26 protein-coding genes, 1 pseudogene and 1 riboswitch are annotated in these 25,717 nt (G+C 62.6%); of the genes and pseudogenes, 6 read left to right on the top strand and 21 right to left on the bottom strand.

Features of this window, described 5'->3' with window-relative positions:
* Positions 1–19: 19 nt before the first annotated feature.
* Genes H9K75_RS16725 through H9K75_RS16710 form a run of 4 tightly spaced genes read right to left on the bottom strand, consistent with a single transcriptional unit; the run spans position 20 to position 1,577 of the window.
* Positions 20–547, bottom strand: coding sequence for a chemotaxis protein CheW (locus H9K75_RS16725; protein ID WP_187723476.1), 528 nt, complete (start codon positions 545–547; stop codon positions 20–22).
* 39 nt (positions 548–586) lie between these two features.
* Positions 587–952, bottom strand: coding sequence for a response regulator (locus H9K75_RS16720; protein ID WP_187723475.1), 366 nt, complete (start codon positions 950–952; stop codon positions 587–589).
* Positions 953–1,354 carry a response regulator gene (locus tag H9K75_RS16715; protein WP_187723474.1) on the bottom strand — a complete coding sequence of 134 codons (402 nt, stop codon included), beginning with the start codon at positions 1,352–1,354 and terminating at the stop codon, positions 953–955.
* 49 nt (positions 1,355–1,403) lie between these two features.
* Positions 1,404–1,577, bottom strand: a complete 174-nt coding sequence (locus tag H9K75_RS16710) for a rubredoxin (RefSeq protein ID WP_319016837.1) — start codon at positions 1,575–1,577, stop codon at positions 1,404–1,406.
* A gap of 174 nt (positions 1,578–1,751) precedes the next feature.
* On the opposite strand from H9K75_RS16710, the gene thiD reads away from it, so the two are divergent.
* Together thiD and hemL are read left to right on the top strand one after the other, a co-directional pair.
* Positions 1,752–2,630: a bifunctional hydroxymethylpyrimidine kinase/phosphomethylpyrimidine kinase gene (thiD, locus tag H9K75_RS16705; protein ID WP_187723473.1), complete on the top strand. Its 879-nt coding sequence runs from the start codon at positions 1,752–1,754 to the stop codon at positions 2,628–2,630.
* Positions 2,614–3,918: a glutamate-1-semialdehyde 2,1-aminomutase gene (gene hemL, locus H9K75_RS16700; protein ID WP_187723472.1), complete on the top strand. Its 1,305-nt coding sequence runs from the start codon at positions 2,614–2,616 to the stop codon at positions 3,916–3,918. Before thiD ends, hemL begins: the two co-directional genes overlap by 17 nt.
* Here the strand turns inward: hemL and H9K75_RS16695 are convergent.
* The 8 genes from H9K75_RS16695 to dusB form a co-directional block, all read right to left on the bottom strand.
* Positions 3,915–4,697, bottom strand: coding sequence for an ABC transporter ATP-binding protein (locus H9K75_RS16695; RefSeq protein WP_187723471.1), 783 nt, complete (start codon positions 4,695–4,697; stop codon positions 3,915–3,917). The two genes, hemL and H9K75_RS16695, sit on opposite strands and share 4 nt — an antisense overlap.
* Positions 4,694–5,740, bottom strand: a complete 1,047-nt coding sequence (locus H9K75_RS16690) for a FecCD family ABC transporter permease (protein ID WP_187723470.1) — start codon at positions 5,738–5,740, stop codon at positions 4,694–4,696. Before H9K75_RS16690 ends, H9K75_RS16695 begins: the two co-directional genes overlap by 4 nt.
* A 29-nt stretch (positions 5,741–5,769) precedes the next feature.
* Entirely contained in the window at positions 5,770–6,771 is a 1,002-nt protein-coding gene (locus H9K75_RS16685; RefSeq protein WP_187723469.1) for an ABC transporter substrate-binding protein, read from the bottom strand.
* A 25-nt stretch (positions 6,772–6,796) separates the two neighbouring features.
* On the bottom strand, positions 6,797–8,686 hold the full coding sequence (locus H9K75_RS16680) for a TonB-dependent receptor (protein ID WP_264293826.1): 1,890 nt from the start codon (positions 8,684–8,686) through the stop codon (positions 6,797–6,799).
* A gap of 434 nt (positions 8,687–9,120) precedes the next feature.
* A riboswitch (cobalamin riboswitch) is annotated at positions 9,121–9,402 on the bottom strand.
* 43 nt (positions 9,403–9,445) lie between these two features.
* The gene (locus tag H9K75_RS16675) at positions 9,446–9,943 is read right to left on the bottom strand and encodes a c-type cytochrome (protein WP_226858272.1); all 498 of its coding nucleotides are present in this window, start codon (positions 9,941–9,943) and stop codon (positions 9,446–9,448) included.
* 15 nt (positions 9,944–9,958) lie between these two features.
* The gene (purH, locus tag H9K75_RS16670; protein ID WP_187723468.1) at positions 9,959–11,557 is read right to left on the bottom strand and encodes a bifunctional phosphoribosylaminoimidazolecarboxamide formyltransferase/IMP cyclohydrolase; all 1,599 of its coding nucleotides are present in this window, start codon (positions 11,555–11,557) and stop codon (positions 9,959–9,961) included.
* Positions 11,558–11,698: 141 nt separating this feature from the next.
* Positions 11,699–11,932, bottom strand: a complete 234-nt coding sequence (locus H9K75_RS16665; protein WP_187723467.1) for a Fis family transcriptional regulator — start codon at positions 11,930–11,932, stop codon at positions 11,699–11,701.
* Positions 11,913–12,986: a tRNA dihydrouridine synthase DusB gene (dusB, locus tag H9K75_RS16660; protein WP_187723466.1), complete on the bottom strand. Its 1,074-nt coding sequence runs from the start codon at positions 12,984–12,986 to the stop codon at positions 11,913–11,915. The genes H9K75_RS16665 and dusB overlap by 20 nt, the downstream gene beginning before the upstream one ends.
* 191 nt (positions 12,987–13,177) lie before the next feature.
* Here dusB and H9K75_RS16655 point away from each other — a divergent pair, with 191 nt between their 5' ends.
* Positions 13,178–13,702, top strand: coding sequence for a YqaA family protein (locus H9K75_RS16655; protein WP_187723465.1), 525 nt, complete (start codon positions 13,178–13,180; stop codon positions 13,700–13,702).
* A gap of 3 nt (positions 13,703–13,705) precedes the next feature.
* On the opposite strand, the gene H9K75_RS16650 is transcribed toward H9K75_RS16655, so the two are convergent.
* The 8 genes and pseudogenes from H9K75_RS16650 to H9K75_RS16615 form a co-directional block, all read right to left on the bottom strand.
* Complete coding sequence (locus H9K75_RS16650) at positions 13,706–14,428, bottom strand: hypothetical protein (protein ID WP_187723464.1); 723 nt, start codon at positions 14,426–14,428, stop codon at positions 13,706–13,708.
* A 159-nt stretch (positions 14,429–14,587) separates the two neighbouring features.
* Positions 14,588–15,460 (bottom strand): carboxylating nicotinate-nucleotide diphosphorylase, encoded by an 873-nt coding sequence (nadC, locus tag H9K75_RS16645; protein ID WP_187723463.1) that lies wholly within the window; start codon positions 15,458–15,460, stop codon positions 14,588–14,590.
* 108 nt (positions 15,461–15,568) lie between these two features.
* Positions 15,569–16,515: pseudogene (locus tag H9K75_RS16640) on the bottom strand (NUDIX hydrolase).
* 503 nt (positions 16,516–17,018) lie between these two features.
* Positions 17,019–18,791, bottom strand: coding sequence for a dipeptidase (locus H9K75_RS16635; protein ID WP_187723462.1), 1,773 nt, complete (start codon positions 18,789–18,791; stop codon positions 17,019–17,021).
* A gap of 240 nt (positions 18,792–19,031) precedes the next feature.
* Positions 19,032–19,316 (bottom strand): NadS family protein, encoded by a 285-nt coding sequence (gene nadS / locus H9K75_RS16630; RefSeq protein WP_187723461.1) that lies wholly within the window; start codon positions 19,314–19,316, stop codon positions 19,032–19,034.
* The gene (locus H9K75_RS16625; RefSeq protein WP_187723460.1) at positions 19,313–19,666 is read right to left on the bottom strand and encodes a type II toxin-antitoxin system RelE/ParE family toxin; all 354 of its coding nucleotides are present in this window, start codon (positions 19,664–19,666) and stop codon (positions 19,313–19,315) included. The genes nadS and H9K75_RS16625 overlap by 4 nt, the downstream gene beginning before the upstream one ends.
* A 168-nt stretch (positions 19,667–19,834) precedes the next feature.
* Positions 19,835–20,929: a redox-regulated ATPase YchF gene (gene ychF / locus H9K75_RS16620; RefSeq protein ID WP_187723459.1), complete on the bottom strand. Its 1,095-nt coding sequence runs from the start codon at positions 20,927–20,929 to the stop codon at positions 19,835–19,837.
* 99 nt (positions 20,930–21,028) lie between these two features.
* Positions 21,029–21,331, bottom strand: coding sequence for a hypothetical protein (locus tag H9K75_RS16615; protein WP_187723458.1), 303 nt, complete (start codon positions 21,329–21,331; stop codon positions 21,029–21,031).
* A 112-nt stretch (positions 21,332–21,443) separates the two neighbouring features.
* Here H9K75_RS16615 and H9K75_RS16610 point away from each other — a divergent pair, with 112 nt between their 5' ends.
* The gene (locus H9K75_RS16610; RefSeq protein ID WP_187723457.1) at positions 21,444–22,178 is read left to right on the top strand and encodes a hypothetical protein; all 735 of its coding nucleotides are present in this window, start codon (positions 21,444–21,446) and stop codon (positions 22,176–22,178) included.
* Positions 22,136–23,605: an IPTL-CTERM sorting domain-containing protein gene (locus tag H9K75_RS16605; RefSeq protein ID WP_187723456.1), complete on the top strand. Its 1,470-nt coding sequence runs from the start codon at positions 22,136–22,138 to the stop codon at positions 23,603–23,605. The genes H9K75_RS16610 and H9K75_RS16605 overlap by 43 nt, the downstream gene beginning before the upstream one ends.
* Before the next feature lie 85 nt (positions 23,606–23,690).
* On the opposite strand, the gene H9K75_RS16600 is transcribed toward H9K75_RS16605, so the two are convergent.
* The gene (locus H9K75_RS16600) at positions 23,691–24,602 is read right to left on the bottom strand and encodes a LysR family transcriptional regulator (RefSeq protein WP_187723455.1); all 912 of its coding nucleotides are present in this window, start codon (positions 24,600–24,602) and stop codon (positions 23,691–23,693) included.
* Between the two features lie 146 nt (positions 24,603–24,748).
* Between H9K75_RS16600 and H9K75_RS16595 the strand changes: the two genes are divergently transcribed.
* Positions 24,749–25,630, top strand: a complete 882-nt coding sequence (locus H9K75_RS16595) for a pirin family protein (RefSeq protein WP_187723454.1) — start codon at positions 24,749–24,751, stop codon at positions 25,628–25,630.
* Positions 25,631–25,717: the final 87 nt, after the last annotated feature.

The raw sequence follows: 25,717 nt of genomic DNA, 5'->3' as shown, positions 1-25,717 counted from the left end.
GTGCAACCCTAAGAAAATCTCAAACGCCAATACCTAGAAAAGCCGGACTCTGCGACAACGCCTGCAGATTCAATTCCTGCCAATGCGCGCCCTGCGCATCGGTGTAGCGGGACCCGAAGTACTCGGGCGCGCCTTCGCCGGGCGCATCCGAGGACACAAAGGCGTCCGTGCCGCGCAATCCCAGCAATTTGTCGACCATCAGCGCTGCGTTCACACCCAGCGCCGGATTCATCGCCAGCAGACTGGCATCCGCCAGTGCCTGCTCGGAGCGGTTGATCATCGTGCCCATGAGGCCACCGAGATCCACCACCCCCATCAAGGCGCCGCGCAGGTTGGCGACGCCCACGAACCAAGGCTGCGTGTACGGCACTGCCTGCACCCCGGTCCAATGAAAAATTTCACCCGAATGTCCGAGCGGCAACAGATACCGCTGCCCCGCGGTCTCCACGGCCAGCCAGGACGAGACATTCGAGCCTTCCGCGCGCGCCGCCTGAAGACGGCTGGCGAGACGGGTCTGGAGCTCCCTCAGAGCTTCGCGATTGGCCATGGATCCGCTTGAGCCTTCTTGTAATCAGTGGAAAATGAATCAGCTCAGCGAGTCGATCTTGGCCTGCAGTTCCGCAGGGTCCACCGGCTTGGTGATGTAGCCGCGCGCGCCCTGGCGCATGCCCCAGACGCGGTCGGTTTCCTGATTCTTGCTGGTACACATGATGATCGGCACGTCCGAATACAGCGGGTCACGTGCAATCGAACGCGTGAGCTGAAAGCCGTTCTGGCCTGGCATCACCACATCCATGAGGATCAGATCGGGCTTTTCCTCGGCAAGACGCTTGATTGCTTCTTCCGCGTTTTCGGCCGTGCGTACCTGCATGCCCTTCTTTTGCAACAAATCGGTCAGATACATCAGTTCTGTCTTCGAATCGTCGACCACCAAAACTTTCTGAATGGGCATTTAATTGACTCCTTGATCCACATTGCCAAACTGCTGCACGGCCTGCAGCAACTGGTCCTTGGTAAACGGCTTGGTGAGGTATTCCTGGCACCCGACCATGCGCCCGCGCGCCTTGTCGAAGACACCGTCCTTGGAAGACAGCATCACGACGGGCGTGTCGGAATATTTGGCATTGCGCTTGATGATCGCGCAGGTCTGGTAGCCATCCAGCTTGGGCATCAGAATGTCGCAAAAGATCAACTGAGGGTTGAAGTCGTTGATCTTCGACAGTGCATCGAAACCATCGTCAGCAAGCAGCACTTCGTGCCCGCCCTGCTTGAGGAAAATTTCCGCACTGCGACGGATGGTGTTGCTGTCGTCGACAACCAGCACCTTGAATGTCGGATTACCGCCTGTAGTCAATTTCTACCGCTCCCTAGAATCGAAAAATCGCAGCTGCGAGCGTTTTTCATCAGATTTCCACCATTTCGAAGTCTTCTTTGCGCGCGCCACATTCAGGACATGTCCAATTCATGGGTACTTGTTCCCATGGGGTGTTCGGTGCAATACCATGATCGGGAGCCCCTAGGGCCTCGTCATATATCCAACCGCAAATCAAACACATCCAGGTCATTGAATTTGTCACAGCTTAAAGAGCCTTCACATAGAATGCAACGATTGTATCTAGACATCACCATGAGATGCGGTTTTCGCGCCACCGGGTACGCTGGCGTCCGTACATGAAACAAGACTCCACATCCCCCATCTCCCCCCTTCCGACAACGAAGCCACTGACGAAATCGCCAGTGCAGTGTGCGTGATGACGTTCAACGCCAACGACCCCAGTGGAGCGGGCGGACTGACCGGAGATACGGCGGCTATCGCCTCTGTTGGAGCCCATGCGCTAGCCATTGTGACTGGCACCTATGTCAGAGACACAACGGAAATCGTCGATTTTTTTGCTTTCGACGATGACACTGTGGCAGATCAAGCGCGAACTGTTTTTCAGGATATGCCCGTACAGGCCATCAAGGTAGGCTTCGCTGGCAGCCCCGAAAACCTCGCGGTCATCGCCGAGCTGACCGCCGACTACGCCGACGTTCCAGTGATTGCCTACATGCCCAGCCTGTCATGGTGGAGCGATGACCTGATCGACCAGTATCTCGATGCCTTCATGGAATTATTGCTTCCGCAGACTTCGGTGTTGGTAGGAAACCACAGCACGCTGCGCCGCTGGCTGCTGCCGGACTGGGAAAACGACCGCTTGCCCACTCCGCGCGAGATTGCAATGGCCGCGTCCGACAAGGGCGTGCCCTACACACTTGTAACAGGCGTACCCGTCAACAAACAGCATTTCGACAACGTTCTGTGCTCCCCGCAGGCCGTGCTCGGCAGCGGCCAGTTCGAGCGCTTCGAGGTCAGCTTTGCCGGCGCGGGTGACACGCTGTCGGCGGCGCTCGCGGCACTGGTGGCGTGCGACAACGATCTGGGCGATGCGACCAAGGAGGCGCTGAGCTATCTGGACGGCTGCCTGCTCGCGGGCTACCGCCCGGGCATGGGCCAGTTGATTCCCGACCGCATGTTCTGGGCCCAACCCGACGACGAGGATGAGGACGAGGAGGCGTCCTCCAACGAACCCGGCGGCGCTGCGAGCGACGTCGATGCTTTTCAGATTCCACCCCATGACACATCCCACTGATTTGAATGTTTCCCTGTTCGAACGCGCCAGGCAGGTGATCCCCGGCGGCGTGAACTCTCCCGTGCGCGCGTTTGCGGCCGTGGGCGGTACGCCGCGCTTCGTGGAACGTGCACGCGGCGCGCATTTCTGGGACGCCAACGGCCAGCAGTTCACCGACTACATCGGCTCATGGGGTCCGATGATCCTGGGTCACGGTCACCCCGAAGTCGTCGCCGAGGTGCAGAAGGCCGTGCTCGAAGGCTTCTCGTATGGCGCTCCGACCGAACGTGAGATCGAGCTTGCCGAGGCGATCCTGAAGCTGATGCCGTCGATGGAGATGGTGCGCCTCGTGAGCTCGGGCACCGAAGCCGGCATGAGCGCACTGCGTCTGGCGCGCGGCTTCACGGGCCGCAACAAGATCATCAAGTTCAATGGCTGCTATCACGGCCACGCAGATTCGCTGCTTGTGAAGGCGGGCTCTGGCCTCGCCACGTTCGGCGCTTCGTCGTCCGCCGGTGTGCCCGCCGACGTGGTCAAGGACACCATCGTTCTGGAATACAACGATCTCGACCAGCTTGAGGAAGCGTTTGCACAAATCGGCGGCGAGATCGCCTGCGTGATCATGGAGCCGATTGCGGGCAACATGAACTTCGTGCGCGCCAGCGTCGATTTCACGCGCCGCATTCGCGAGCTGACGCTGGAACACGGCGCGCTGATGATCTACGACGAGGTCATGACCGGTTTTCGCGTGGCGCTCGGCGGCGCGCAAAGCCTCTACGCGCAGCAGATCGAAGGCTTCAAACCCGACATCACGGTAATGGGCAAGGTGATTGGCGGCGGCATGCCGATGGCCGCGTTCGGCGCGCGCCGCGAGATCATGGAAAAGCTCTCGCCGCTCGGCCCGGTGTATCAGGCCGGCACGCTGTCGGGCAACCCCATCGCCACGGCCTGCGGCCTGAAGACGCTGGAGCTGATCAGCCAGCCTGGTTTTCATGACGCGCTGCACGCAACGACCGCGCGCCTGATGGTCGGCCTGAAAAAAGAAGCCGACGCTGCCGGTGTGGCTTTCAGCGTGGACCATCAGGGTGGCCTGTTCGGCTTTTACTTCCTGCCCGAATTGCCCAGCACCTACACCGAAGTGATGAAGACCGACGGCAAGGTGTTCAACCGGTTCTTCCACGGCATGCTCGAGCACGGTCACTACTTTGCACCGGCGCTGTATGAGGCGGGCTTCGTGAGCGGCGCGCACACCGATGCCGACATCGACAAGACCATCGAAGCGGCGCGTGAGGTATTTCGGACACTTTAGCGCGCGCAAAACGTCACGCGCGGCTTCGATGTGAACGGATGGACGTCCACCACGGCGTCCATGCCGTACACACCGGCGATATGGTCCGCAGTGAGCACCTCCCGGGGTGATCCCTCGGCCACCAGTTGGCCTTCGTGCATGAGATAGAGCCGGTCGCAGTATTGCGCGGCGATGTTCAAGTCGTGCAGCACGACCAGCGTGCTGCGTCCCGCTTCACGCACCAGCGCCATCAGCTCGTGCTGGTAGCGCACGTCCAGGTGGTTGGTCGGCTCGTCGAGCAGCAGGCATTGCGGCTGTTGCGCAAGAGCGCGCGCAAGCAGCACGCGCTGTTTCTCGCCGCCGGAGACACGCGCGAAATCGCAGTCACGCAGATGTGTGCATCCGACCTGTTCCAGGCAGGCGCTCACCCATTCGCGATCCCGCGCCGAGTCTGCGGCCCACGGCAGTCCGCGCGCGCGATGCGGAATGCGGCCCATCATCACGACCTCATCGACCGACATGTCGAACACCGGGTCGAACTCCTGCGTGAGCACCGCCACCTGACGCGCGAACTCCCGGTCCGGCATGCCCCGCACATCACGCCCACCGAGCAACACCGCACCGGCATCGGGCCGGATCACGCGATACAGCATGCGCAGCAGGCTCGACTTGCCGCAGCCATTCGGACCGATCAGGCCGACGCATTCACCAGCGCGCAGTGCCATCGACACATCGCCCACAACCGGCTTTCCCGCGACGCTCCAGCGCAGGTTGCGGGTCTCGAGCAGCGCGGGCCTCATGCCGACTTCCGCGCACCGCGACTCTGCCGGGCGAGCATCCAGACAAAGAACGGCCCACCGATCAACGCGGTAATCACGCCCACCGGCACCTCCATCGGCGCGAACAGCACGCGCGCGAGCAGGTCGACCAGCACCAGGAATGCAGAACCCAACAGCGCTGCGAGCGGCAGCACGCGCCGGTGATCCGAGCCCACGAGCATGCGTGTGACGTGCGGCACGACCAGCCCCACAAAGCCGAAGGCACCGCTTGCGGCGACCATCACTCCGGTGAGCAGCGAGATCACCACAAACAGCCTGCGCCGCAGCGCCTGGGTATTCACGCCGAGCGTGGTTGCGGTTTCATCGCCGGTCATCAAGGCATTGAGCGATGCCGACTGCGAGAGCAGCCATGCGATGCCCAGCCCTAGAGTCACCGCAGGCAAGGCCAGCGTGTCCCACTGCGTGCCGGCCAGGCTGCCGAGCGTCCAGGTCATCAACGCCCCGGCGAGATCGCGCTGCCCCGAAGTCAGCGTGATCAGGCTCGTCAAACCGGTAAGAAAATAGCCAATCGCCACACCGCTCAGAATCAGACGCGTGGCCGGCTGCGCACCCGTTCGTGTTCTCGCCAACCAATAGACCGCCGTGGTAGCCCCAAGCGCGCCGACGAAGGCACCCACGGAGATCGCGTAGACGCCCGCCGCCGCAAAACTGCCGAATGCCAGCACCGACACCGCCCCTACGGACGCGCCCGATGAAATGCCGAGCATGTAGGGATCGGCCAGCGGGTTGCGCACCATGGCCTGCATGATCACGCCCACCGTGGCAAGGCCCGCGCCCGCGAGCAACGCCATGGCAACGCGCGGCGCGCGCACCTGCCAGACAATCTGGTGCTGCTGCACGCCGAGGCCGGACGTCGGCAGCAGGCCGAACAGTTCGTGCACCACGATGCGCCACACCGATGCGGGCGCCACCTTGACCGATCCCAGCGCCACGCCCGCAGTTATTGCAACGACGAGCAGCAGCGTCAACAGGCCGAGCCAGATTCCGGAGTGATGTCTGCGCATGCGATGCACGGTTTATCCGATCCGCATGGCTATTTTTGCGCGCCCACAAAGCGCTCGGGGTGCAACTTGCGCGCGAGCGCCTCCGCCATGTCGACGTTGCCGGGACCGGGTGTCGCCTGCGCGTAGCGCATCACGAAGAAGCGGCGATTGCGGATCGCACTGACCTGGGAAAGCTCGCGCTTGCCCAGCAGAAAATCAATCTTGCCTTGCGCATCTGGCTGGCCGTAGTCGACGATGATGATCCACTCGGGATTGCGGGCAATCACGTCTTCCCAGTTGCCCGTCGGCCAGTTGCTTTCGATGTCGGAGAAAATGTTTTCGCCACCCGCCGCTTCGATCATCGCGTGCGGCATGCCAAAGCGACCCACGGTCACCGGCAGGCGCTGGCCGCTGTCGAACACGAACACTCTGGGCCGTTTTTCCAGCCCCCGCATGCGCTCGGCAAGCGCGTGGACGCGCGTCTCGATGGCGCCGAGCCGGTCGGCGTTGCGCTCTTCGACATCAAAGATGCGCGCCAGATTTCGCATGTCCGCGACGCCGTCGACGAGCGAGACGCGCTCGCGCTTTTGCACGTGGATGCACGATTCGCGCAGCACATACGAATCGATGGCGTATCGCGCGAGCAATTCAGGCGTGACACCGCCCGCGCGAAAGCCGTAGTTCCAGCCGGCAAACACGAAATCGGCCCGCACGCCAAGCATGCTCTCGAGGTTCATGCTCTTGCGCGAAAGATCGGGCACTCCCGCAAGCGCTGCGCGGTACGCGGGCGAGAGTTCCTTGTCGCCCGCAATGCCCGAGTAGCCCACAAGTTTCGGCCCGAGCCCGAGAAACAAAAACATCTCCGTGATGTTCGAATCGTGCGTGACGGCGCGCTGCGGAACCGCTGTGTAGGTGACCGGCTTGCCGCATACATCGATCACAACGGGCCGCGCCCGCTCGGCACGCTCCGCACGCGCGGCACCGCCCAGTGCAAGCAAGGTCGCGAGGAAAACCGCCGCGCGCACGCGCCAGTGAGAATTCAGACAGAGCATCTTCGCGTCCCCGTTAAGCCGTGCGTCAGAAGCGCAATTGACCAATCAACTCGACGCTGCGGCCCGGTGCGACGTACCACTGCCCGTCGCTCTGCGCGTTCGTCGCAAAGAGCCGATCCGACAGATTGCGTACCACGAGACTCAGCGAGCTTGCGCGGCTCATGTCCCAGCGCACCACCGCATCGGCGACCGCGTAGGCAGGCAGGCGCGAGGTGTTGGCATCGCTGGCAAAGCGATTGCCGACGTGCCGCAGTCCGAGCGACGTCTGCCATGCGCCGATGCGGTAATGCGCCCAGAGATTGGCGGTGGTGGCGGGAACATTGCGCGGACGATTACCTGCCCGGTCGGCACCGGAGTTCGGGTCCAGAAGCTCGTCATACTTCGCCTTCACATAGGCCACATTGCCATCGAAACGCAATGCGGCGTTGACTTTGTAGGCGGCGCTCAACTCCACACCGCGCGAAGACTGCTTGCCGCCTTGAATCGAGAACGCCGGCCGCACGGGATCGCGCGTGATGATGTCCTGCTTGCGGATATCGAATACCGCCAGCGTCAGTTCGCCGCGATCATCGGGCAGTTGCTGCTTCCAGCCGATTTCCGCCTGCCGTCCGCGTGTGAGCTTGAACTGGGTCTGCGTTGCCGACAGGGCCAGCAGGCTGCTCACCGGATCATGCCCCTGACTGACCTGGGCGTAGAGGCTGCGGCGCTCGTCCAATCGGTAGGTGCCGCCCAGACGCCAGGACGTGCCAGCCAGATCGGTATTCGCGGTGGAGCCGTTGATCAGGTTGCGGCGATCAAACGCATACCAGTCGCGCCGCACGCCCGCCATCAGCAACCACTGCGCCGAGAGGTTCCACGCGTCCTCGACGTAGAGCGAGTTCTGGCGCAAACGCGTGCCGGTGCGCGGCAAATAGGGATCGGGGCTAGACCAATATCCGCGATCAGGGCGCCATGCATCCACATGGTTGGTCGGCGTGCCGTAGGGCGAATTGCTGAACTGTGTATAGCGCGCCTCGGAGACGTCCCAGCCGATGGCAAGGCGGTGATCGGCGAGCTTCCAGTCCGCTGCAGCGCGGTTGCCCCTCTGGTCGAGTGCATGGCCGATCTCCAGATAGTCGTCTCGCGCAACCTGACCCGTGGCGGGATTGAAGAGATGTGATTCCGAATTGCGCCAATGGCGGTCGGCCTTGAAGAAGTAGAACTCTTCCCGCAGCGTCAACGCATCGCTTGCGCGCCATTCGGCCTTGGCGCGAGCGCGCTTGTCCTCGTAGTGAATGTCGCTGTCGATCACGTTGTAGTTCCGCTCGCGCAGCGAACGCACGATGCGGCCATCCACCACGGGCGTTCCGAAATAGCGCTCAGGCTTTTGATCGGCGATGTCGGCGGTGATATCCACCTTGAGATCGGCACGCGGCTGCCAGCGCAGACCCGTCATCAACTTCTGGCTGCTGGCGCGGCCCATGTCGCGCTCTCCGTCGGTGTGCTGACCATAGGCATCGATGCGATAGCTCAGCGTCTCGTTGATCGCGCCCGTGGTTCCCAACCCGAGCCGCGCCGTACCGTGGCCTCCGGCGCCGACGAGCAGATCGGTCGAGCGTTCCCGACTCGGCTGCTTGCGCACCGCGTTGATGGTGCCGCCCATGGTGCCGCTGCCGTAGACGATCGAAGCCGGGCCGCGCAGCACGTCGATGCGCTCATAGCCCCAGGCATCGTTGGGATAGGTCAGCGTGCCGGACGCCACGCCCAGCATCATGCCGTCCTCTGCAACGCCAACCGAGTTCACGCCGCTGAAGCCCCGGCTCGAAAAGGACAGGCCGCCATTGCCCGGACTGCCGTTCACCGTGAGCCCGACGGTGCGCGTCACCGCGCCGGTCACGCCGAAATCGGCGCGCTCCTCGATCTGCTGCGAAGACACCGTGGACAGGCTCGCGGGAGGTCCTGCACGGGCACGTTCACGCTCGCGCCTGATGAGGCGGAATTGGCTAGCCCGAGTGCGGAATCGACCACAGGCGTTGCGTGCACCTGAACCTCGGCAGACTGGTCTGCGCCCCTACGGGCGCGCTCAGGCACGCGCATGTGGCCGCGACGCAGGCGTGCAGCGCCATGGGCCGCAACGCGGGCAACGGGAAATGAAGAAAGGAAAATGGAAATGGAGATGCGGTCGCGCAATCGGTTGGCGACGCAGGCAGAAGGTTCGAAGAGAACATGTTTTCAGACAGAGCAAGGACTGCCTGAAGTGCGACCCCATTGCACGCGAACACCGCGTCAGCACCTTGAAGCGGCACCGCACTGGCCTCGCAGAAATGAAGGCCGTCCACACCCCGCAGACAGTCATGGTTTCAGTGCATTGCACCGGAATGTCTGCAGGCCGGTCTCCGGGCTCATAGACGATGGGCGCTGCGCGCACATTGGCATTCCGCCTTCCCGACCTTGCCGCCTTGGAAAAAATTTCCGCGCGACATCGTCAGTGACTGCGGCCCCGCCTGAGCGAAACCGCGTGGAATGCTTTCCATCTACTTACCGTTGCGGGGCAGCCAAGGCTTCCAGTCATCGTGATCATTGCGACCGCCGACGATTGACCTTGTTCCCGTTTCACCCACGAACGTGGGCACCTGCAAACGCTTGTTCGTTGCGAACGTCAAGCCCGCGCGGAACCCGCGAATCGTAGCATGCTTCAACGCGTTGTAACAGCCGCAGGCGCACTCGCTGGAGGGTCGGAAGCGGTGCTGGCCGAAGCTGCGCCAGGCGTCAACGCGATCATCCACTGCGCCATTTGCAGGGCCTGCTGCTGCGTGATCTGCGGATGGCGCGGCATGATGTTGCGGCCCCATTCGCCCGCGCCGCCTTCACGAATCTTGCGCGCGATGTATTCAGCGCCGTCTGCGCGCGCGGCGTAGCGTTTGCCGATATCGGCGAAGGTCGGTCCGACGTAGCTGCGCTCGAACCCGTGGCAGCGCATGCAGTCGGAACCCTGCACCAGGGCCTTGCCCGCGAGCAACTCGGGGCGTGCCTGCATGGCCGCATCCTGCCGCTCGGAGACGGGATCGGGCCGCATGATCAGCCAGCCCACGTTGGCGACGCCGAACGCCACCATCACCATGAAGATCACGATGGCCCAGCCCAGCCACCTGGGCCGGCGGGGCGCATCGTCTTCGTCGTCGTTGCCTGCCACTGATGCGAACTACGATCAGTGACGGAAGTGGCGCACGCCCGTGAACACCATGGCCACGCCGCGTTCGTTGGCCGCATCGATCACCTCCTGATCGCGCATCGAACCGCCGGGCTGCGCCACGCAGCTTGCACCCGCATCGACCACCACGTCGAGCCCATCGCGAAACGGGAAGAACGCATCGCTTGCGACCACCGTATTCTTCAGCGTGAGCTTGGCGGCCTCGGCCTTGATCGATGCGATACGCGCCGAATCGAGGCGCGACATCTGGCCTGCGCCGACACCCATCGTCATGCCGTTCTTGCAGAACACGATGGCGTTGGATTTCACGAACTTCGCGACCTTCCAGGCGAACAGCAGGTCCTGCAGTTCTTCGGGCGTCGGCTGCTTGACCGTGACGACCTTCAAATCGGCCAATTGCAACTCATGGTTGTCGGCGGTCTGCAGCAGGATGCCCGAACCCACGCGCTTGGATTCGATGGCGTTGCGGCCATTGTCCCAATCGGTCTTGCCGCCTTTGGGCAGGGCAATCTGCATCAGGCGCACGTTCACCTTGCTCTTGAAGATCTCCAGCGCCTCGGCGCTGAATTCCGGGGCCATCAGCACTTCGACGAACTGTTTGGAAACCGCTTCGGCCGCGGCCTTGTCCACCGCCCGATTGAAGGCAATGATGCCGCCGAATGCGCTCGTCGGATCGGTCTGGAATGCCTTGGCATAGGCCTCGTGCGCATCCTTGCCGACGGCGACGCCGCAAGGGTTGGCGTGCTTGACGATCACGCAGGCCGGCTCGACAAAACTCTTGACGCACTCCCACGCCGCATCGGCGTCGGCAATGTTGTTGTACGAGAGTTCCTTGCCCTGCAATTGCACGCCGGTCGCGAGCGAGCCCGGGGCGGGATACAGGTCGCGATACCAGGCCGCTTGCTGATGGCTGTTCTCGCCGTAGCGCAGATCCTGGATCTTGATGAACTGACTGTTGGCCTGCGCCGGGAACACGGTGCGCTCGGGCACATAGGCTTGCGAGAGCTTTTCGTCCTCGAACGTTACCGACGACAGATAGTCGCTGATCGCGCCGTCGTACTGCGAGATGCGGTTGAACGCGGCCACCGACAGTTGAAAGCGCAGCTTGTCGCTGAGCTTGCCGCCCGCCTTGAGTTCGCCGATCACGGCAGCGTACTGGTCGGCGGCGGTGATCACACCCACGTCCTTCCAGTTCTTGGCCGCCGAGCGCACCATTGCCGGACCGCCGATGTCGATGTTCTCGATGGCATCGGCGAGCGTGCAGCCGGGCTTGGCGACGGTCGCTTCAAACGGATAGAGATTCACCACCAGCAGGTCGATGGTGTCGATGCCGTGCTCCTTCAGGGCCGCCATGTGCTCGGGCAGATCGCGGCGCGCGAGCAGGCCACCGTGCACCTTGGGATGCAGCGTCTTCACGCGGCCATCGAGCATTTCTGGGAACTGCGTGAGCTGCGCCACCTCGGTCACGGGCAAGCCCTTGTCGGCCAGCAGCTTGGCGGTGCCGCCGGTGGACAGAAGTTGCACGCCGAGGTCGTGCAATGCCTCTGCAAATTCGACGATGCCGGTTTTGTCGGAGACGGAGATCAGTGCTTTCATTTTTCGTACAGCAGAAGTTCAGGTAATCGGCGCGCCATTGCAGCCCGGGCGTGCAACGGTCGTGGGTTCAATCAATCATTCAAGCAGTCGGTCAGCCAGCCCGCCATCCAAACGATGGCTGCAATATTGCCGAGCCGCCGTTCACAGCAGCTTGTGTTCGACCAGCTTCTTGCGCAGCGTATTGCGATTGAGCCCCAGCCACTCGGCGGCGCGTGACTGGTTCTCGTTGGCCTGCGTCATCACGACCTCCAGCAGCGGCTTTTCAACGAGGCGGATCACCATGTCGTATACGCCGTCGGGAGACTCTCCGTCGAGATCGCGAAAATAGCTCTGCAGGCTCTCACGAACGCTGTCTTCAATGTTGTTCTTGCTCATGGGTCGATTCCCTCAGTTCCGAAGCTGCGTTCGCATCCGCAAAATCAAGGCACGGCAGCCGGTCCATTCGTGCGCCTAGCGCATCGAAATAGTCCGCCACCGCGCGCCATTGCGCTGCGCAGTCATCCAAAGTGTTGATATGTTGTCTCAGTTCTTCGCCGCCTGGCAGCGCACGCACATACCAGGCGATGTGCTTGCGCGCACTGCGCACGCCGGTCTGCTCGCCGTAGAGCTGGTAGTGATCCTGCAAATGATCGAGCAGCAGACGACGCACCTCGGCCACGAGCGGCGGCGCGAGCTGCTCGCCCGTTGCGAGAAAATGGCCGATCTCGCGGAAGATCCATGGTCGCCCCTGCGCCGCGCGGCCCACCATGATGGCGTCGGCCCCGGTGGCGGCGAGCACGTCGCGTGCCTTCTGGGGGCTGTTCACGTCGCCATTGGCAACCACCGGTACGCGCACGGCATTCTTCACGGCCGCGATGGTGTCGTATTCCGCAAAACCCTTGTAGCCCTGCTCGCGCGTGCGTCCGTGCACGGTCAGCATCTGGATGCCGACGTCTTCAAAGGCGCGCGCCAGCGTCACCGCGTTGCGCTGCTCGTTGCACCATCCGGTACGCATCTTGAGCGTGACCGGCACATTGTGCGGAGCCGCCGCCTCGACCACGGCCTGCGCGATTTCCACGGCCAGCTTCTCGTTCTGCATGAGCGCCGATCCGGCCCACTTGTTGCAGACCTTCTTGGCTGGGCAGCCCATGTTGATGTCGATGATCTGCGCGCCGCGATCGATGTTGTAGACCGCCGCTTCGGCCATCATCGCGGCGTCGGTTCCGGCGATCTGCACCGAGATCGGGCCCGGTTCGCCGTCGTGATTGGCGCGGCGCGAAGTTTTGAGACTGTTCCAGAGATCCTTGCGCGACGTCACCATTTCACTGACCGCATACCCCGCGCCAAGCGCCTTGCAGAGCTGGCGAAACGGCCGGTCGGTCACCCCCGCCATGGGAGCAACAAACAGGTTGTTCGCCAATGGGATATGACCAATGTGCAGGGCAGACATAGGGAGGAAAAGGCTTGAAGAGGCGGCAAAGCGCAGGAAAAGAGGCGCGATTATACCTGCCCAAAAATTAGGCAGCGCAGAATACCGGCGAGGCCAGCGCGGACGGTTCACACGCCACTTGACGACGGCCAGAAATTGTCCACCTGCGCTGACACACGGGCGCATGCCCAAGGGCCTACACTTGCGGGCCTATGGAAGCATGGCTACATCAATTGCTGGAATGGCTCGCGCTGCCCCAATTCGGGCTGAGCACGATCTTCATCGTCTCGTTCATTTCGGCCACGCTGCTGCCGCTGGGCTCCGAACCTGCAGTGTTCGGGCTCATCAAGCTCAATGCCGATCTGTTCTGGCCTGCGGTTCTGATCGCCACGGCCGGCAATACGCTGGGCGGCATGGTCAGTTGGTGGATGGGGCTTGGCGCGCACAAGGCGTGGAACGCCGCGCGCAAACGCCGACTCGAAGGGCATCCCGAACTCGCACACCACAAAAGGCCGCGCGAACTCTCGCGCACGGAACGACGCGCGCGCGTGTGGCTGCGCAAGTTCGGCGCCAAGACCTGTCTGCTGAGCTGGCTGCCCGTGGTCGGTGATCCGCTGTGCGCGGTCGCGGGCTGGATGCGCCTGCCGTTCTGGCCCTGCGCAGGCTACATGGCCATCGGCAAGTTCCTGCGCTATCTGGTGATGACGACGGTGCTGCTCAAAACCATTCCGCTCTGAGAATCACGGCAGAAATGCTGGCGAGAGCAGGCGCAGCCCCACCGATATCCAGCGATCACCGCCACCGCCAAACCGGTTTCCGTAAGTGGTATCGACCTGCACGCGCTCGGGCACCAGCCAGTAGCGCACACCCACCTGATAATGCGGCCTGCCATCGGCCGCGCCAAAGGTTTCCATGACGGCAAAGGATCGATCGGTGAGTCGTGTTTCACTGCCAACGCCCCACATCACGTGACTACGCCGGGTGCCCTGGTCGCGCTGCCAGCCAAGGTTCGTGTGCAGCACAAAGCGATCCCCGGCAAACGAAAAGCTCATCGGAACGAAACCGTACCAGTCGCGACCCGCGCCCGCGCTCGCACGTGGATCGCGCACCGTGCCGAGCACCAGCCCCGCGCCCCAGCCATTGGTCTCAAGCGGCTTGAAGAGCGTCTTGCCCTGCAGCACCTGTGCCGAAGCGTGAGTTGCGCCACCGCTCTCGCGCGTGATGGCGCCACCGAGCGTCAGTTCCAGATTGCCCGTGAAGTTGCACGCGGGCTGAGCCCAGAATTCGTTCGTTCCATCCTGATTGCGTCGCGCCCAGCTCTCGACCTGGCAGGCCTTGGGATCGACCACGCGCGCATCGTCCGTGATCATCGGACGCGCAGCGTATGCGCTGGCCGCGCCGAGCAGCAGCGGGGCAAGGACAGCCACCCTCAGTGGTGCGGCGACGATCTTCAACGAATTCATGGGGACGGCATCTTTCACGAAAGCGGCGCATTATCCAGCCCGCAAATGACGTGATCGTTAATGCCCGAGAGCACCGCTCAGCCATAGATTCCGATGACGGGACACCTTCCGTGCCATTGCCCGGAGCGGCCCGTTCCGGTCATCTGCGCCGCGCGGGGTTCATGCATCGAGCCCGATATCGAGCACGCGCGTGCTGTGCGTGATCCATCCCACCGCGATCTGGTCGACGCCCGTCGCCGCCACCGCTGCGGCCGTGTCGGGCGTGATGCGGCCCGAGGCTTCGGTGATCGCGCGGCCTTTGCACATGCCCACGGCGGCGCGCAGATCATCGAGACCCATGTTGTCGAGCAGCACCACATCCACGCCCAGCTCGAGCGCGACCTGCAATTGCGCGAGCGTGTCCACTTCCAGCTCGATCTTCACCATGTGGCCAACGCCAGCACGCGCACGCTTCACCGCCGCTTCGACACCACCAGCGAGCGCGATGTGATTGTCCTTGATGAGTACCGCATCGTCGAGACCAAAACGATGGTTGCTGCCGCCGCCGACACGCACCGCGTATTTCTGCAACGCGCGCATCCCCGGCATGGTCTTGCGCGTGCAGGTCACGCGCGCGCCGTGTCCTTTGATGGCCTCGGCAATCGAATGCGTGGCAGTGGACACTCCGCTCAGATGGCACAGATAGTTCAGCGCCACGCGCTCGGCGCTCAAGATGGCTCGGCCCGATCCGCGTATGCGCGCAATCTCGGTGCCCGGCGCCAACAGCGTGCCATCGGCGCAAATGACCTTGAATTCAAGGCGCGAATCCATCAGCGAGAACGCGAGGCGAGCCAGATCGAGCCCTGCCAGCACACCCTCCTGCCGCGCGATCAGCCGCAGCTCGGCCTGCGCGTGCGCAGGCACGATGGTGTCGGTCGTGAGATCGCCAGCACGCCCGAGATCTTCGAGCAGCGCCATGCGCACCAGGGGTTCGAGCATCACGTCCGGCAGCGGAGGAATGGGCAGCGGGAAAGTCTCTTTTTTTATGCTCATTTTGAGTATATTAAGTCGAAAAATGGGAGTGCTCGTTATGCTAAACATGAGCATAAGCTCCGTCAAGCGCATGGAAATTCCCGCCGCGCGGGCGGGCGCGGGAAGGAATCAGCCGCGTGCCAGCGGCAGCTTGTTGCCCGACATCGCGCGCTCCAGAATCACATGGCGGCGGAACCGGAACAGCTTGGCCGGTCGCCCCGCCGCGCCTATCGCCATCGCTCCGGTTTCCTCGACCAGCGCCTGCTGCTCGATCTGGCGGCGAAAGTTCTGCTTGTGCAGGCCACGCCCGCGAGAGCTTCCACGGTGTGCTGCAATTGCAGTAGCGTGAATTCGGGCGGCATCAGCTCGAAAACCACGGGCCGGTATTTGATCTTGGCGCGCAGACGCGCCATGCCCGTCGCCAGAATGCGGCGGTGATCGTGGCCCATGCTGGCACCCGGCAGCAGCGTGCCGCCCTCCGACTCAGAACGAATGCCGTAACGCTGCGACTCTTCGACGAGCCCGGCCTCGAACAGCAACTCATAGCGCTGGAGCACCAGCTCCTCGTTCCACTCGTTGTCACCGTGACCAAACATCACCGCCACACGTTGCGTGCGCTGTCTTCTGAGCGCCGCATTGGGCGCGCCGCGACACCATTCGCGCAGGCGCGGCGCGATGAGCTTGCCCACCAGTGCGGGCTCGCCATCACGCACATCCTCCCACGGAAAATAGCGGTACCAGTCATGCCAGCCGGGCTGGGCCGCACCCTCGTCGTCGGCCTCGCGCGTGAGCCCCAGGTAGCTGATCGAAATCGCCCGCATGCCCATGGCCTCGGAGCGGTCGCGGTCGGGGAAGGTATAGAGCTGCTCGACGTAGCCGAGCGGATGGTGCGTCTGGTTTTCCACCCATTCGCGCAGGCTCGCCTGGAGCGAGCGATGACCGGCGGTGAACGGCCCGGCAGGCAAGGTACGTCCATCCTGCGTGGTGAGAACGCGCGGCTGGCCTGCGGTGACGGCGGCCAGCACCGCCACCAGATCGGCCTGCACACAATGATGGTCGGATTTCTTTGCGCTCAAGGTGATGGGAATTTTTGCACGGCGTGATTGCCGGACGGCAAAAATTATCCCATGGGGTCGCCGGGCTCGAACGCTGATGCGCTCACGCTTCGCGAAGCAGCATTGCGTTTACAGGTGCGAACATTTAGGCACAAATAGCACCGCCGATCGTGCGGCATTGCGTCGAACCAGCCGGATCGCTCGGATGCCGTGGGCGGCGTCATCAACATCATCACGCGCAAGGTCGGCAATGAATGGGTGGGCTCGGCCACGTGAACGGCACGCTGCAGCGCAACGGTGACCGCTGCGACAACCATGGAGCCAACGTCTATCTGAGCGGCCCGATCAAGCAGGACCTGCTCGGCCTGACCGTGCGCTCAAGCACCTTCCACCGCGAGGCGTCGGCGCTTGAGCCCACAGGGGACGCGGGCAACGCCGTCATCAGCACGCGCGTCCCGAGCCCGGTGAAGGCCGCCGCCTCTGGCTTTCCGCGACCGTGGAGTTCTGATCGGGCTGCGCATCGTTCACTGCATCTGCTGCAGATTGCCGATGCGCACCAGCATCTCGGTGAACATCTGCATGTCGGCTTGAAGATCGGGCACTTCCTTGTACTCCAGCGCGTTGTGTGCCGTGTACTTCTTGCCCGGCATTGCAGGGCCGAAGTTGATGGCGTTGGGCATCAGCTTGGCCGTGGTGCTGCCCGCCGTCGGCACCGGCTTGGCATCAAGCCCGGTGGTGTCGCCAAAGATGTTCAGCAGCGTCGCCAGCCACGCGCCCCTGGGGTCGCGCGCCATCCAGTTGCCCTGGGTGTAGTCGATCTTCACCGGCACCTTGGCCGCAGCGCTCCAATCGGCAATGCCCTTTTCCACGCTTGCCTTCAATTCCTCGGGCGACCTGCCGCGTGGCATGCGCGCATTGGCAGTCACTTCCAGTTGCCCGTTCGATGCCTTGATGAAATTGGGCGAGATCGTGAGTGGTCCCATGAAATCGTCCGCATACGCGAGCTTGAGCGCGTTGCCGAAGTAGTCGAGGCCGTACACCGCATTGATGTAGCGAACCGCATCGGTGTACTGGTTGCGTTGCAGCAGCGCTTTCTCGCCAGCGGCTTGCTGCAGCAGTGTCTGCTCCATAAACAGCGCGAGACGCGGCACCGGATTCACGCCTTCTTCCGGGCGCGATCCATGGGCCGAGGTACCGGTGACCTTGATGTCCAGCTTGTTGGCGCCGGTCGCGATGTCGATGCTGAACTTGCCGAGTTTCTGGTGGGCGTCCACAAAACCGTCCCTGGCCGCTTGCAGCTTGCGGGCCACCGCCGCGAGCGCGGTCGCATCGCCCGCTTCGATGCTCGCCGTCGCCGTCTGCGCAATCGCGTTGGAAGACGCCGCGCCAGCCATCGCGGTCATCGTCGGCTGCTGTGCGTCGGCGCTCTGCACATCGGCAAAGAATGCCTTGATCGCGCCCGTGCCTTTTTCCGCAACCACCGCCGGGTACTTGCTGTCCAGCACGATGTTGTGCTCGGGCAGCGTGGTCTTCTCGCGGTAGTACTTCATCGCATCGCCACCGGTTTCCTCGGTGGTCTCGATCATCAACCGAATGCCGCGCGCGAGCGGCAGCCTGGAATCCTTCACCGCCTTCATCGCGTAGAGCACCGTGGCGATGGACCCCTTGTCGTCGATCGTGCCGCGACCATAAAGCTTGTCTCCAACGCGCGTGACCTTGAACGGATCGATCTGCCGACCATCGATCACCCATTCGGCAGCGACCACCGGCACCACGTCGGCGTGCGTGAGGATGCCGAATTCATCCCGCCCGGAACCGGGCAGCGTCACCTCGAAAATGCGGTTGTCCACGTTGCGATACTGCAGACCAAAGTCCCGTGCCATGCGCTCGACCAGTTGACCAAACTCGATGATCGACGGGTTTTCGTGCGGTGGAATTTTTGCATCACGCACCGTCGGCAGCGCCACCATCTGCTCGATGCTTGCAAGCACCCTGGCCTCTTGCGTCAGGCGCGTATACAGCCCCAGCAGACGCGCAATATTGACGAGGTCATCCCCTTGCAATGCCTGCTGCTGCCCATCGACATAGCGTTGTACCGCTGGCGCAATGTCGGGATGCTGCTGCGCAACGCCCTTCAAAAATTCCGGAAAGCTGACCGCCCCCGGCATCGCACGAGCGGCGATGGCATCAAGCGCGGGCTTCTTCAGCGTCTCGGCATGGATCGCCGGCGCTGCCATCAAAGTCATACCCAGCGCCACCCCCAAGGCCACCACGCAGCGACGAAATTGCGGCTTCATGTTTGAAATGCCTCCATTTTTTGGAAGCCGCCAGAATAACGCGTTTGTCTGAACGGACCATAAAAACGCCAGCATGAACCGCATGGGGTTCGTGCTGGCGCGGACGCGGATGCTGGGGCGTCGTCGTCAGACGCTGTATAGAAATAAATTGTCGCGTTAAAGCCGCATGGATTCAGGTGTGCGGGCATGGTTTGTCATTTCGCGCCGGCCGTCATATCCCCTCAGGATAGCCTTGCGCAGTCAAGCCAGGGCGTCGATGACAGCCTGCGGATTACGTTCAATCACATTGAGCAACACTAGCGCCGGGCCGTGCGGTGTGCGGTCGCCGCGCTCCCAATGCCGCAAGGTTGCCGTAGAAAAACCAAAGCGAGCCGCGAACTGTTCCTGCGTCATGCCGACCTTGGCACGCACGGCCTTCACGTCGATGACGCGCGGACGGTGCACGCGCACGCCGCGCTCGTCGCCCTTGGCGTGGGCAATGGCCTCTTGCAGGCCCTGCTTGATACTTTCGAATGCGTTGCTCATGACGTCTTTTCTCTCCAGATTTCGACCAACACATCAACAAGGTCGGCCAGATCGTTGCGCTCGGCCTTGGTCAGGTTGGCCTTGTCGCCCTTGGCGAACACCGTCAGCAGATACAACGGCATGAGGTCATCGTGATAGTAGTAGATGACACGCACGCCGCCACTCTTGCCTTGACCACCACGCCGCCAGCGCAGTTTGCGCACCCCGCCCGTACCCTCCATTACATCTCCGGCCTTTGGATGCTCGGCCAAATAGTCGATCAGATCTTGGCGCTCATCCGTGTTCAAGAGCTTATCGGCTAGGCGGGTATAGGTGGGCAGCTCAGCGATGCCGTGCAAGGCCTCACTCATGAAATATTGTAATCCATTGGATTAGTATCGTCAGCACAAAAGGCCTCTTCCTTCGGCTTACCCTGCTTCACAAGATGCGCAAGAACGGTAGCTCGCGAACATGCCGTGCGTCACGCGACAATCATCTTCGGTGTGAAAAACGCCAACTCCCGTTTGGGGCTCAATAACTCAGACGTTGAACAAAAAGTTCATCACATCCCCATCCTTGACGACGTATTCCTTGCCTTCCGCGCGCATCTTGCCCGCGTCCTTGGCGCCCTGTTCACCCTTGTACTGGATGAAGTCGTCAAACGCGATGGTTTGCGCGCGGATGAAGCCGCGCTCGAAATCGCCGTGGATCACGCCGGCGGCCTGCGGGGCGGTGTCGCCGACGTGGATGGTCCAGGCGCGCACTTCCTTGACTCCGGCGGTGAAGTACGTCTGCAGACCCAGGAGATTGAATCCAGCGCGAATCAGGCGGTTCAGGCCGGGTTCCTCGAGGCCCATTTCCTCAAGGAACATGTCGCGGTCTTCGTCGCCCATTTCGGACATTTCGGCTTCGATCTTGGCGCAGATCGCAACCACTGGTGCGCCTTGCGCGGCAGCATACGACTTCAGGGTTTCGAGCAGCGGATTGTTCTCAAAGCCGTCTTCCGACACGTTGCCGACAAACATCGCAGGCTTGGCCGTGATCAGGCAGAACGACTTGAGCAATGGCGCATCTTCCTTGCTCACGGGCACCGTGCGTGCAGGCTTGCCCTGATCGAGCGCGGCCTGAATCGGCGTGAGCAGCGACACCAGCTTCGCGGCCTCCTTGTCGTTGCCCGACTTGGCCGCCTTGCTGTAGCGGTTCAGCGCCTTTTCAACGGTGGCCAGATCGGCGAGACACAGCTCGGTCTGGATGACTTCGATGTCGGCAATCGGATCGACCTTGTTCGCCACGTGGATCACGTTCGGATCTTCAAAGCAGCGCACGACGTTGACGATGGCGTCGGTCTCGCGAATGTGCGCGAGAAACTGGTTGCCAAGGCCCTCGCCCTTCGAAGCGCCGGCCACCAGCCCGGCAATGTCCACGAACTCGACGATGGCGGGAACGACGCGCTCCGGCTCGACGATCCTTGCCAGATCCTTCAAACGAGGATCAGGTACTTCGACCACACCGGTATTCGGCTCGATCGTGCAGAACGGATAGTTCTCGGCGGCAATGCCGGCCTTCGTCAGCGCGTTGAAAAGAGTGGACTTGCCCACATTGGGCAGGCCCACGATGCCGCATTTGAGGCTCATGGAAATTCCTTTGGTAAATCAACCCCTTGTGAACCATCGACCCCAACAAAGCCAGCGTGGCCGAGGCGCGTGATCCGCAGGCGTGGCGCGGGGACTGGATCACGTGTGCAACAAGGGAGGTGCCGGATTGGAGAGGACGCCGCCCTCGTTCTGCCGGGGAAATAGCTGCTGATTGTACTGATCACCCAATACGCTCGAAAAACGCAGGCGACTGAACGACCGTGCATTCATTTCGTTGCAAATGCGAAACAGATTGTCGAACGCAATGTCAGCAATTTGCAGCTGCGTGCTGTCGCCTGTACTCGATAGCAAGCGAATGCTCTGCGCATTTCGCACAGGAGCCGCGGGCCGTTGGCTTGCCAATGGCGGGTTTAAATTGTAAAAACCAATCAGAAAATTCACCTGATTTGTTTATCGATAGGGCGTGTGCGCCGACGCTGGAAACGTTTTCCCTGGGCGGTGGTGCGGGAGACAGGCTGGCATTGCATGCATTTCGCCATTGAGGACCTTCCCCTTGCCCAATTTGCTTTTTGCCCCTGCGCACATCCCACTCGTGATCGCCGGACTGCTCGCCTCGTCGTCCCTGATGGCTGCGCCAGTGGCACCGCTCCCCCTGTTCAGTGAAAATTTTGACAACACGGCAGCGCCGAACGCGTCCGGGCCGCTCAAGCCATTGTTGCTCGATCAATACGTGAGCGCCGCAACCGACTTTGCGGGAGCCGCGCTTGGTGAAACCTACGGCGCCGTAGCTTCAGAAAAATACCTTACCATCGATACACGGCCGTACTGGATCAACCCGGGATATTGCAACGGCATCTGGGTGAGCTATGACATGGCCAATCCGAACGCGGGCGCTGCCGCAGGCAGCCCACTGATCTGCAACGCACGGCAACTTTCGCCCGTGAATCCGGCAGGCCTCGGTAATTCGATCGCTGCGTGGCAGAACCTGCAGGTGCTTGCCAACGTGCTGGGGCAAGTGACGAATCCAACGCCCAACACCAGGCCGTCGGACAACACCGGCAATCACATCATCGCGGCCTATACCGAAGCCTATGACAACCTAGCCGCGCGCGAATTCACGATTCTCAAGACCAACAAGAACATTCCTATTCCGCCAGGAGGTCGTTTCCTGACGTTTTCAGTCGCCGCCGCTGCGGTCAACTGTTCTGCGACTACGCCCCTCAAACGAATTCCGAGCCGCAGTACATGTTCAAACTCATCAAACCGGACGCGTCCGAGTTGCCGATGAACACCACCGCGCTCAATCCATGCCGACAGGGAACGCGCTACGCGTTCGATGCCACAAAAACCAATGAGCCCGGCTATCTGCCCAAGAACACCTTCAACGGAAGCCCGGTGTTTGCGGCCCAACTGCGCGGTGACCGTGCCTACCTGATCACTGACGCCGCCGTCGGCATGCGATTCACCAATTTGAACTCGCGCGGCTCGGGCAACGACGGTGCCTTCGACAACATCGTCATGCTCGATGTGTCACCCAATCTCGCCAAGAGTTTTTCGCCTGCGGCCATTTCCGTGGGCCAGACCAGCCGACTGACCTTTACCGTGACCAACACGACGGATCTACTCGAAAAGGCAGGCTGGACGTTCAAGGACACGCTGCCTGTGGGAATGGTGGTCGCCAGTCCGGCCAACATCAGCAATCAGTGCGGCGCAACCACGGTCGCAGCTTCATCCGGGGCCGCCGTCATTGATGTGACAAGCGGCGTGCTGGCAGCGGGCGCGAGTGAATGCACCATCTCGGTGGACGTCACGGCCCAGGCGGCTTCACCGCTTCCCGCGAGCGGCGCCATTCTGCAAAACGCCTTTGGCTCGCAGGCGGGGCCGGGCATCGTTACCACGACCGCGCTGGTTCCTACGACCGGAGCTTCCCTGACCGTGACGCCGGTTGCGGACATGGTTGCAACGCCCACCGCGCCCATCCAGTGGGGGCTCGGCGTGCCAGGCAGCATCACCACGGTGTGTGCCAACAACGGCCCGGACATCGCTGCTGCGGCGACGTGCGAAGTGAGTGGCGCCCCAGCCGGTGCGCAGACGATCTGCACACCGGCCTCGGGCAGCACCGATCTGCAGCCCAACCAGTCCATTGCGTGTGTCACCTCGTTCACGATGACCACGCCCGGTACCGTGACGCTGACGACGAAGGCAGGTTCGACCTCCACCGATCCCAATCCCGGGAACAATGTGCAGACCGTGAACGTCACCGCCGTGCCTCCAGCCGCGGACATGCAGGCTGCCGCGCCGACCAGCGTGAGTGCCGTCACGGGTCAATCCACCACCGTGACGACGACCTGCACCAACAATGGCCCCGACAGCGCTGCCATGGCCACCTGCACCGTGACCGGCGCTCCGAGCGGTGCCACAACGATCTGCACCCCCGCCTCGCCAATGGCCAGTCTGGCGGTGGGTGCCAGCATGAGCTGCGCGACGACCTTCACGCCAACGACCGCTGGCTCGGTCACACTGACCACGACGGCTGGAACATCGACGGTCGACAGCAACAGCGCCAACAATGTCGCTTCAACCACCGTGACGGCGGGCGCTGCGCCCATCGACGCTGCGGCAGTACCCACGCTCGGTGAGTGGGCGTTGATCGCGCTGTCCACGCTGCTTGGCGGCTTTGCCTGGGTAAGCCTGCGCCGACGACGCGTGCCTTGATTGAGACTACCGCTTCCTGCCGGACATCCGATCGGCAGGAAGTGGCCTCAGGGGAACGATCGCTCTTCGGGCATCCTGCGGGCGCTCAGTCCTCGTGTATCCCCTTGAACTCGTCCCCCAGGAAATCCAGCAACGCCCGCACCGCAGGCAACTGTCCTCGCCTTGACGCGAAGACGGCGTGGATGATTTCCTCGCGGGGTTCCCAGCCCGGGAGCACTTGTTCCAGCTCGCCGCGATGAAGCTGCTCGTCGACCAGCATGCGCGGCAGTTGGACCACGCCGACCCCCTGCACCGCGGCGTCGATCAGCGCGAGCATGGATTGCGTGACGAATCTTGGTGAGTGGCGCACCTCGGCACGCTCGCCGTTGGGGCCGTGCAGAACCCAGCGGTGTATCTCCTGGGGCTGGCCCATGTCGAGCGATGGCCAGTGGGCCAGATCGGTGGGGCCGCTGGCGCGTTGGCAGTGCTCGATCAGCGACGGGCTGGCCAGCAGACACTGACGGCGCTTGGCGAGCACGCGCAGCACCAGATCGCTGTCCTGAAGCGGCGGCGGTCGAATGCGGATGGCGATGTCGAGGCGTTCGCCGACCACATCGACGCGGCGATTGGTTTCGTCGACGTGCAACTGCACGCGCGGATGCTGCGCCATGAATTTCGCGAGCATTTTCCCGACGCGGGTGGACAGGATCGCCACCGGACAACTCAGGCGCACCACGCCCGCGGGCTCGGATTGCATGAGCGCCACCGACTCCTCGGCGGCCTCCGCCTCGGTCAGCATGGCGCGGCAGTGCTGGTAGTAGCGCTCGCCGACTTCGGTGACCGCAAAGCTGCGCGTCGAACGCGCGATCAACCGCGCACCAAGGCGTTCCTCAAGCAGCGCCACGCGGCGGCTGAGCTTGGACTTGGGAACGCCGAGCGCGCGCCCTGCTGGCGCAAAGCCGCCGTGCTCCACCACCTGGGCGAAGTAGTACAGCTCGTTGAGATCTGGAAGTTTCATCGTCTCAAAAATAGAACTCTGTAGCCGAATATTAGCGTCTACTCAAATCATCGTCTCATCCCCATACTTCTATCCATGTTCAACGGCTGGCTGGTGATCGACGCACACACAGGTCGCGACGGTCCCGCCCGCAAAAGGAGAGAACCATGGCCTTCAACAAAATTCTGGGTGTGTACGAAGCACCTCGCCCTCACTGGGTGGGAGACGGATTCCCCGTGCGCTCGATGTTCAGCTATGGCGATCATGGCCGCGCACTGAGCCCGTTCCTGCTGCTCGACCATGCCGGCCCGCATCACTTCTCGCCCACAACGCAGAAGCTGGGCGTGGGCACGCATCCGCATCGTGGCTTCGAGACCGTGACCATCGTCTACGACGGCGAAGTCGCACACCGCGACTCCACCGGCTCGGGCGGCACCATCGGTCCCGGCGACGTGCAGTGGATGACCGCCGCATCGGGCATCCTGCATGAGGAGTTCCATTCGGAGCACTATGCCCGCGAGGGTGGCCCGTTCGAGATGGTTCAGCTCTGGGTGAATCTGCCGTCCAAGGACAAGATGAGCCCACCGACCTACCAGAACCTGCTGAACAAGGATATCCCGCAGGTCGATCTGCCCAACGGTGCCGGAACGCTGCGCGTGATCGCGGGTGACTATGCCGCCGCCCACGGGCCTGCTCGTACCTTCACGCCGATCAACGTGTGGGACGTGCGGATCAAGGCCGATGCGTCGGTGGAGCTGCCCGCGCAGCCCGGCCACACGCTTGCGTTGGTGGTGTTGCATGGCACGGTGCAGATCAACGGCGACGAGGTCGCACGCGCCGGTCAACTGGTGCACCTGGATCGCAACGGCAACGGCGTGCACCTGGAGGCCAATGGCGACGTGACGCTGCTGTGGCTTGCGGGCGAGCCCATTGACGAGCCCGTGGTCGGATACGGCCCGTTCGTGATGAACACCGACGCCGAAATCCGGCAGGCCATCACGGACTTCAACAGCGGACGCTTCGGGCAGATCAGCCCGGCTGCGAACTGAACCGCTGACACGCCGAGATATCCACGGTAGACACCGCGCATCCGGGCGCCACAAGGCACCGGATGCCGGTGGACCGTGGCCCGCAGT

It is taken from the genome of Diaphorobacter aerolatus (assembly GCF_014489535.1).
Classification (GTDB): Bacteria; Pseudomonadota; Gammaproteobacteria; order Burkholderiales; family Burkholderiaceae_C; genus Diaphorobacter_A; species Diaphorobacter_A aerolatus.
This window is presented reverse-complemented; position numbering and strand designations above follow the sequence as displayed.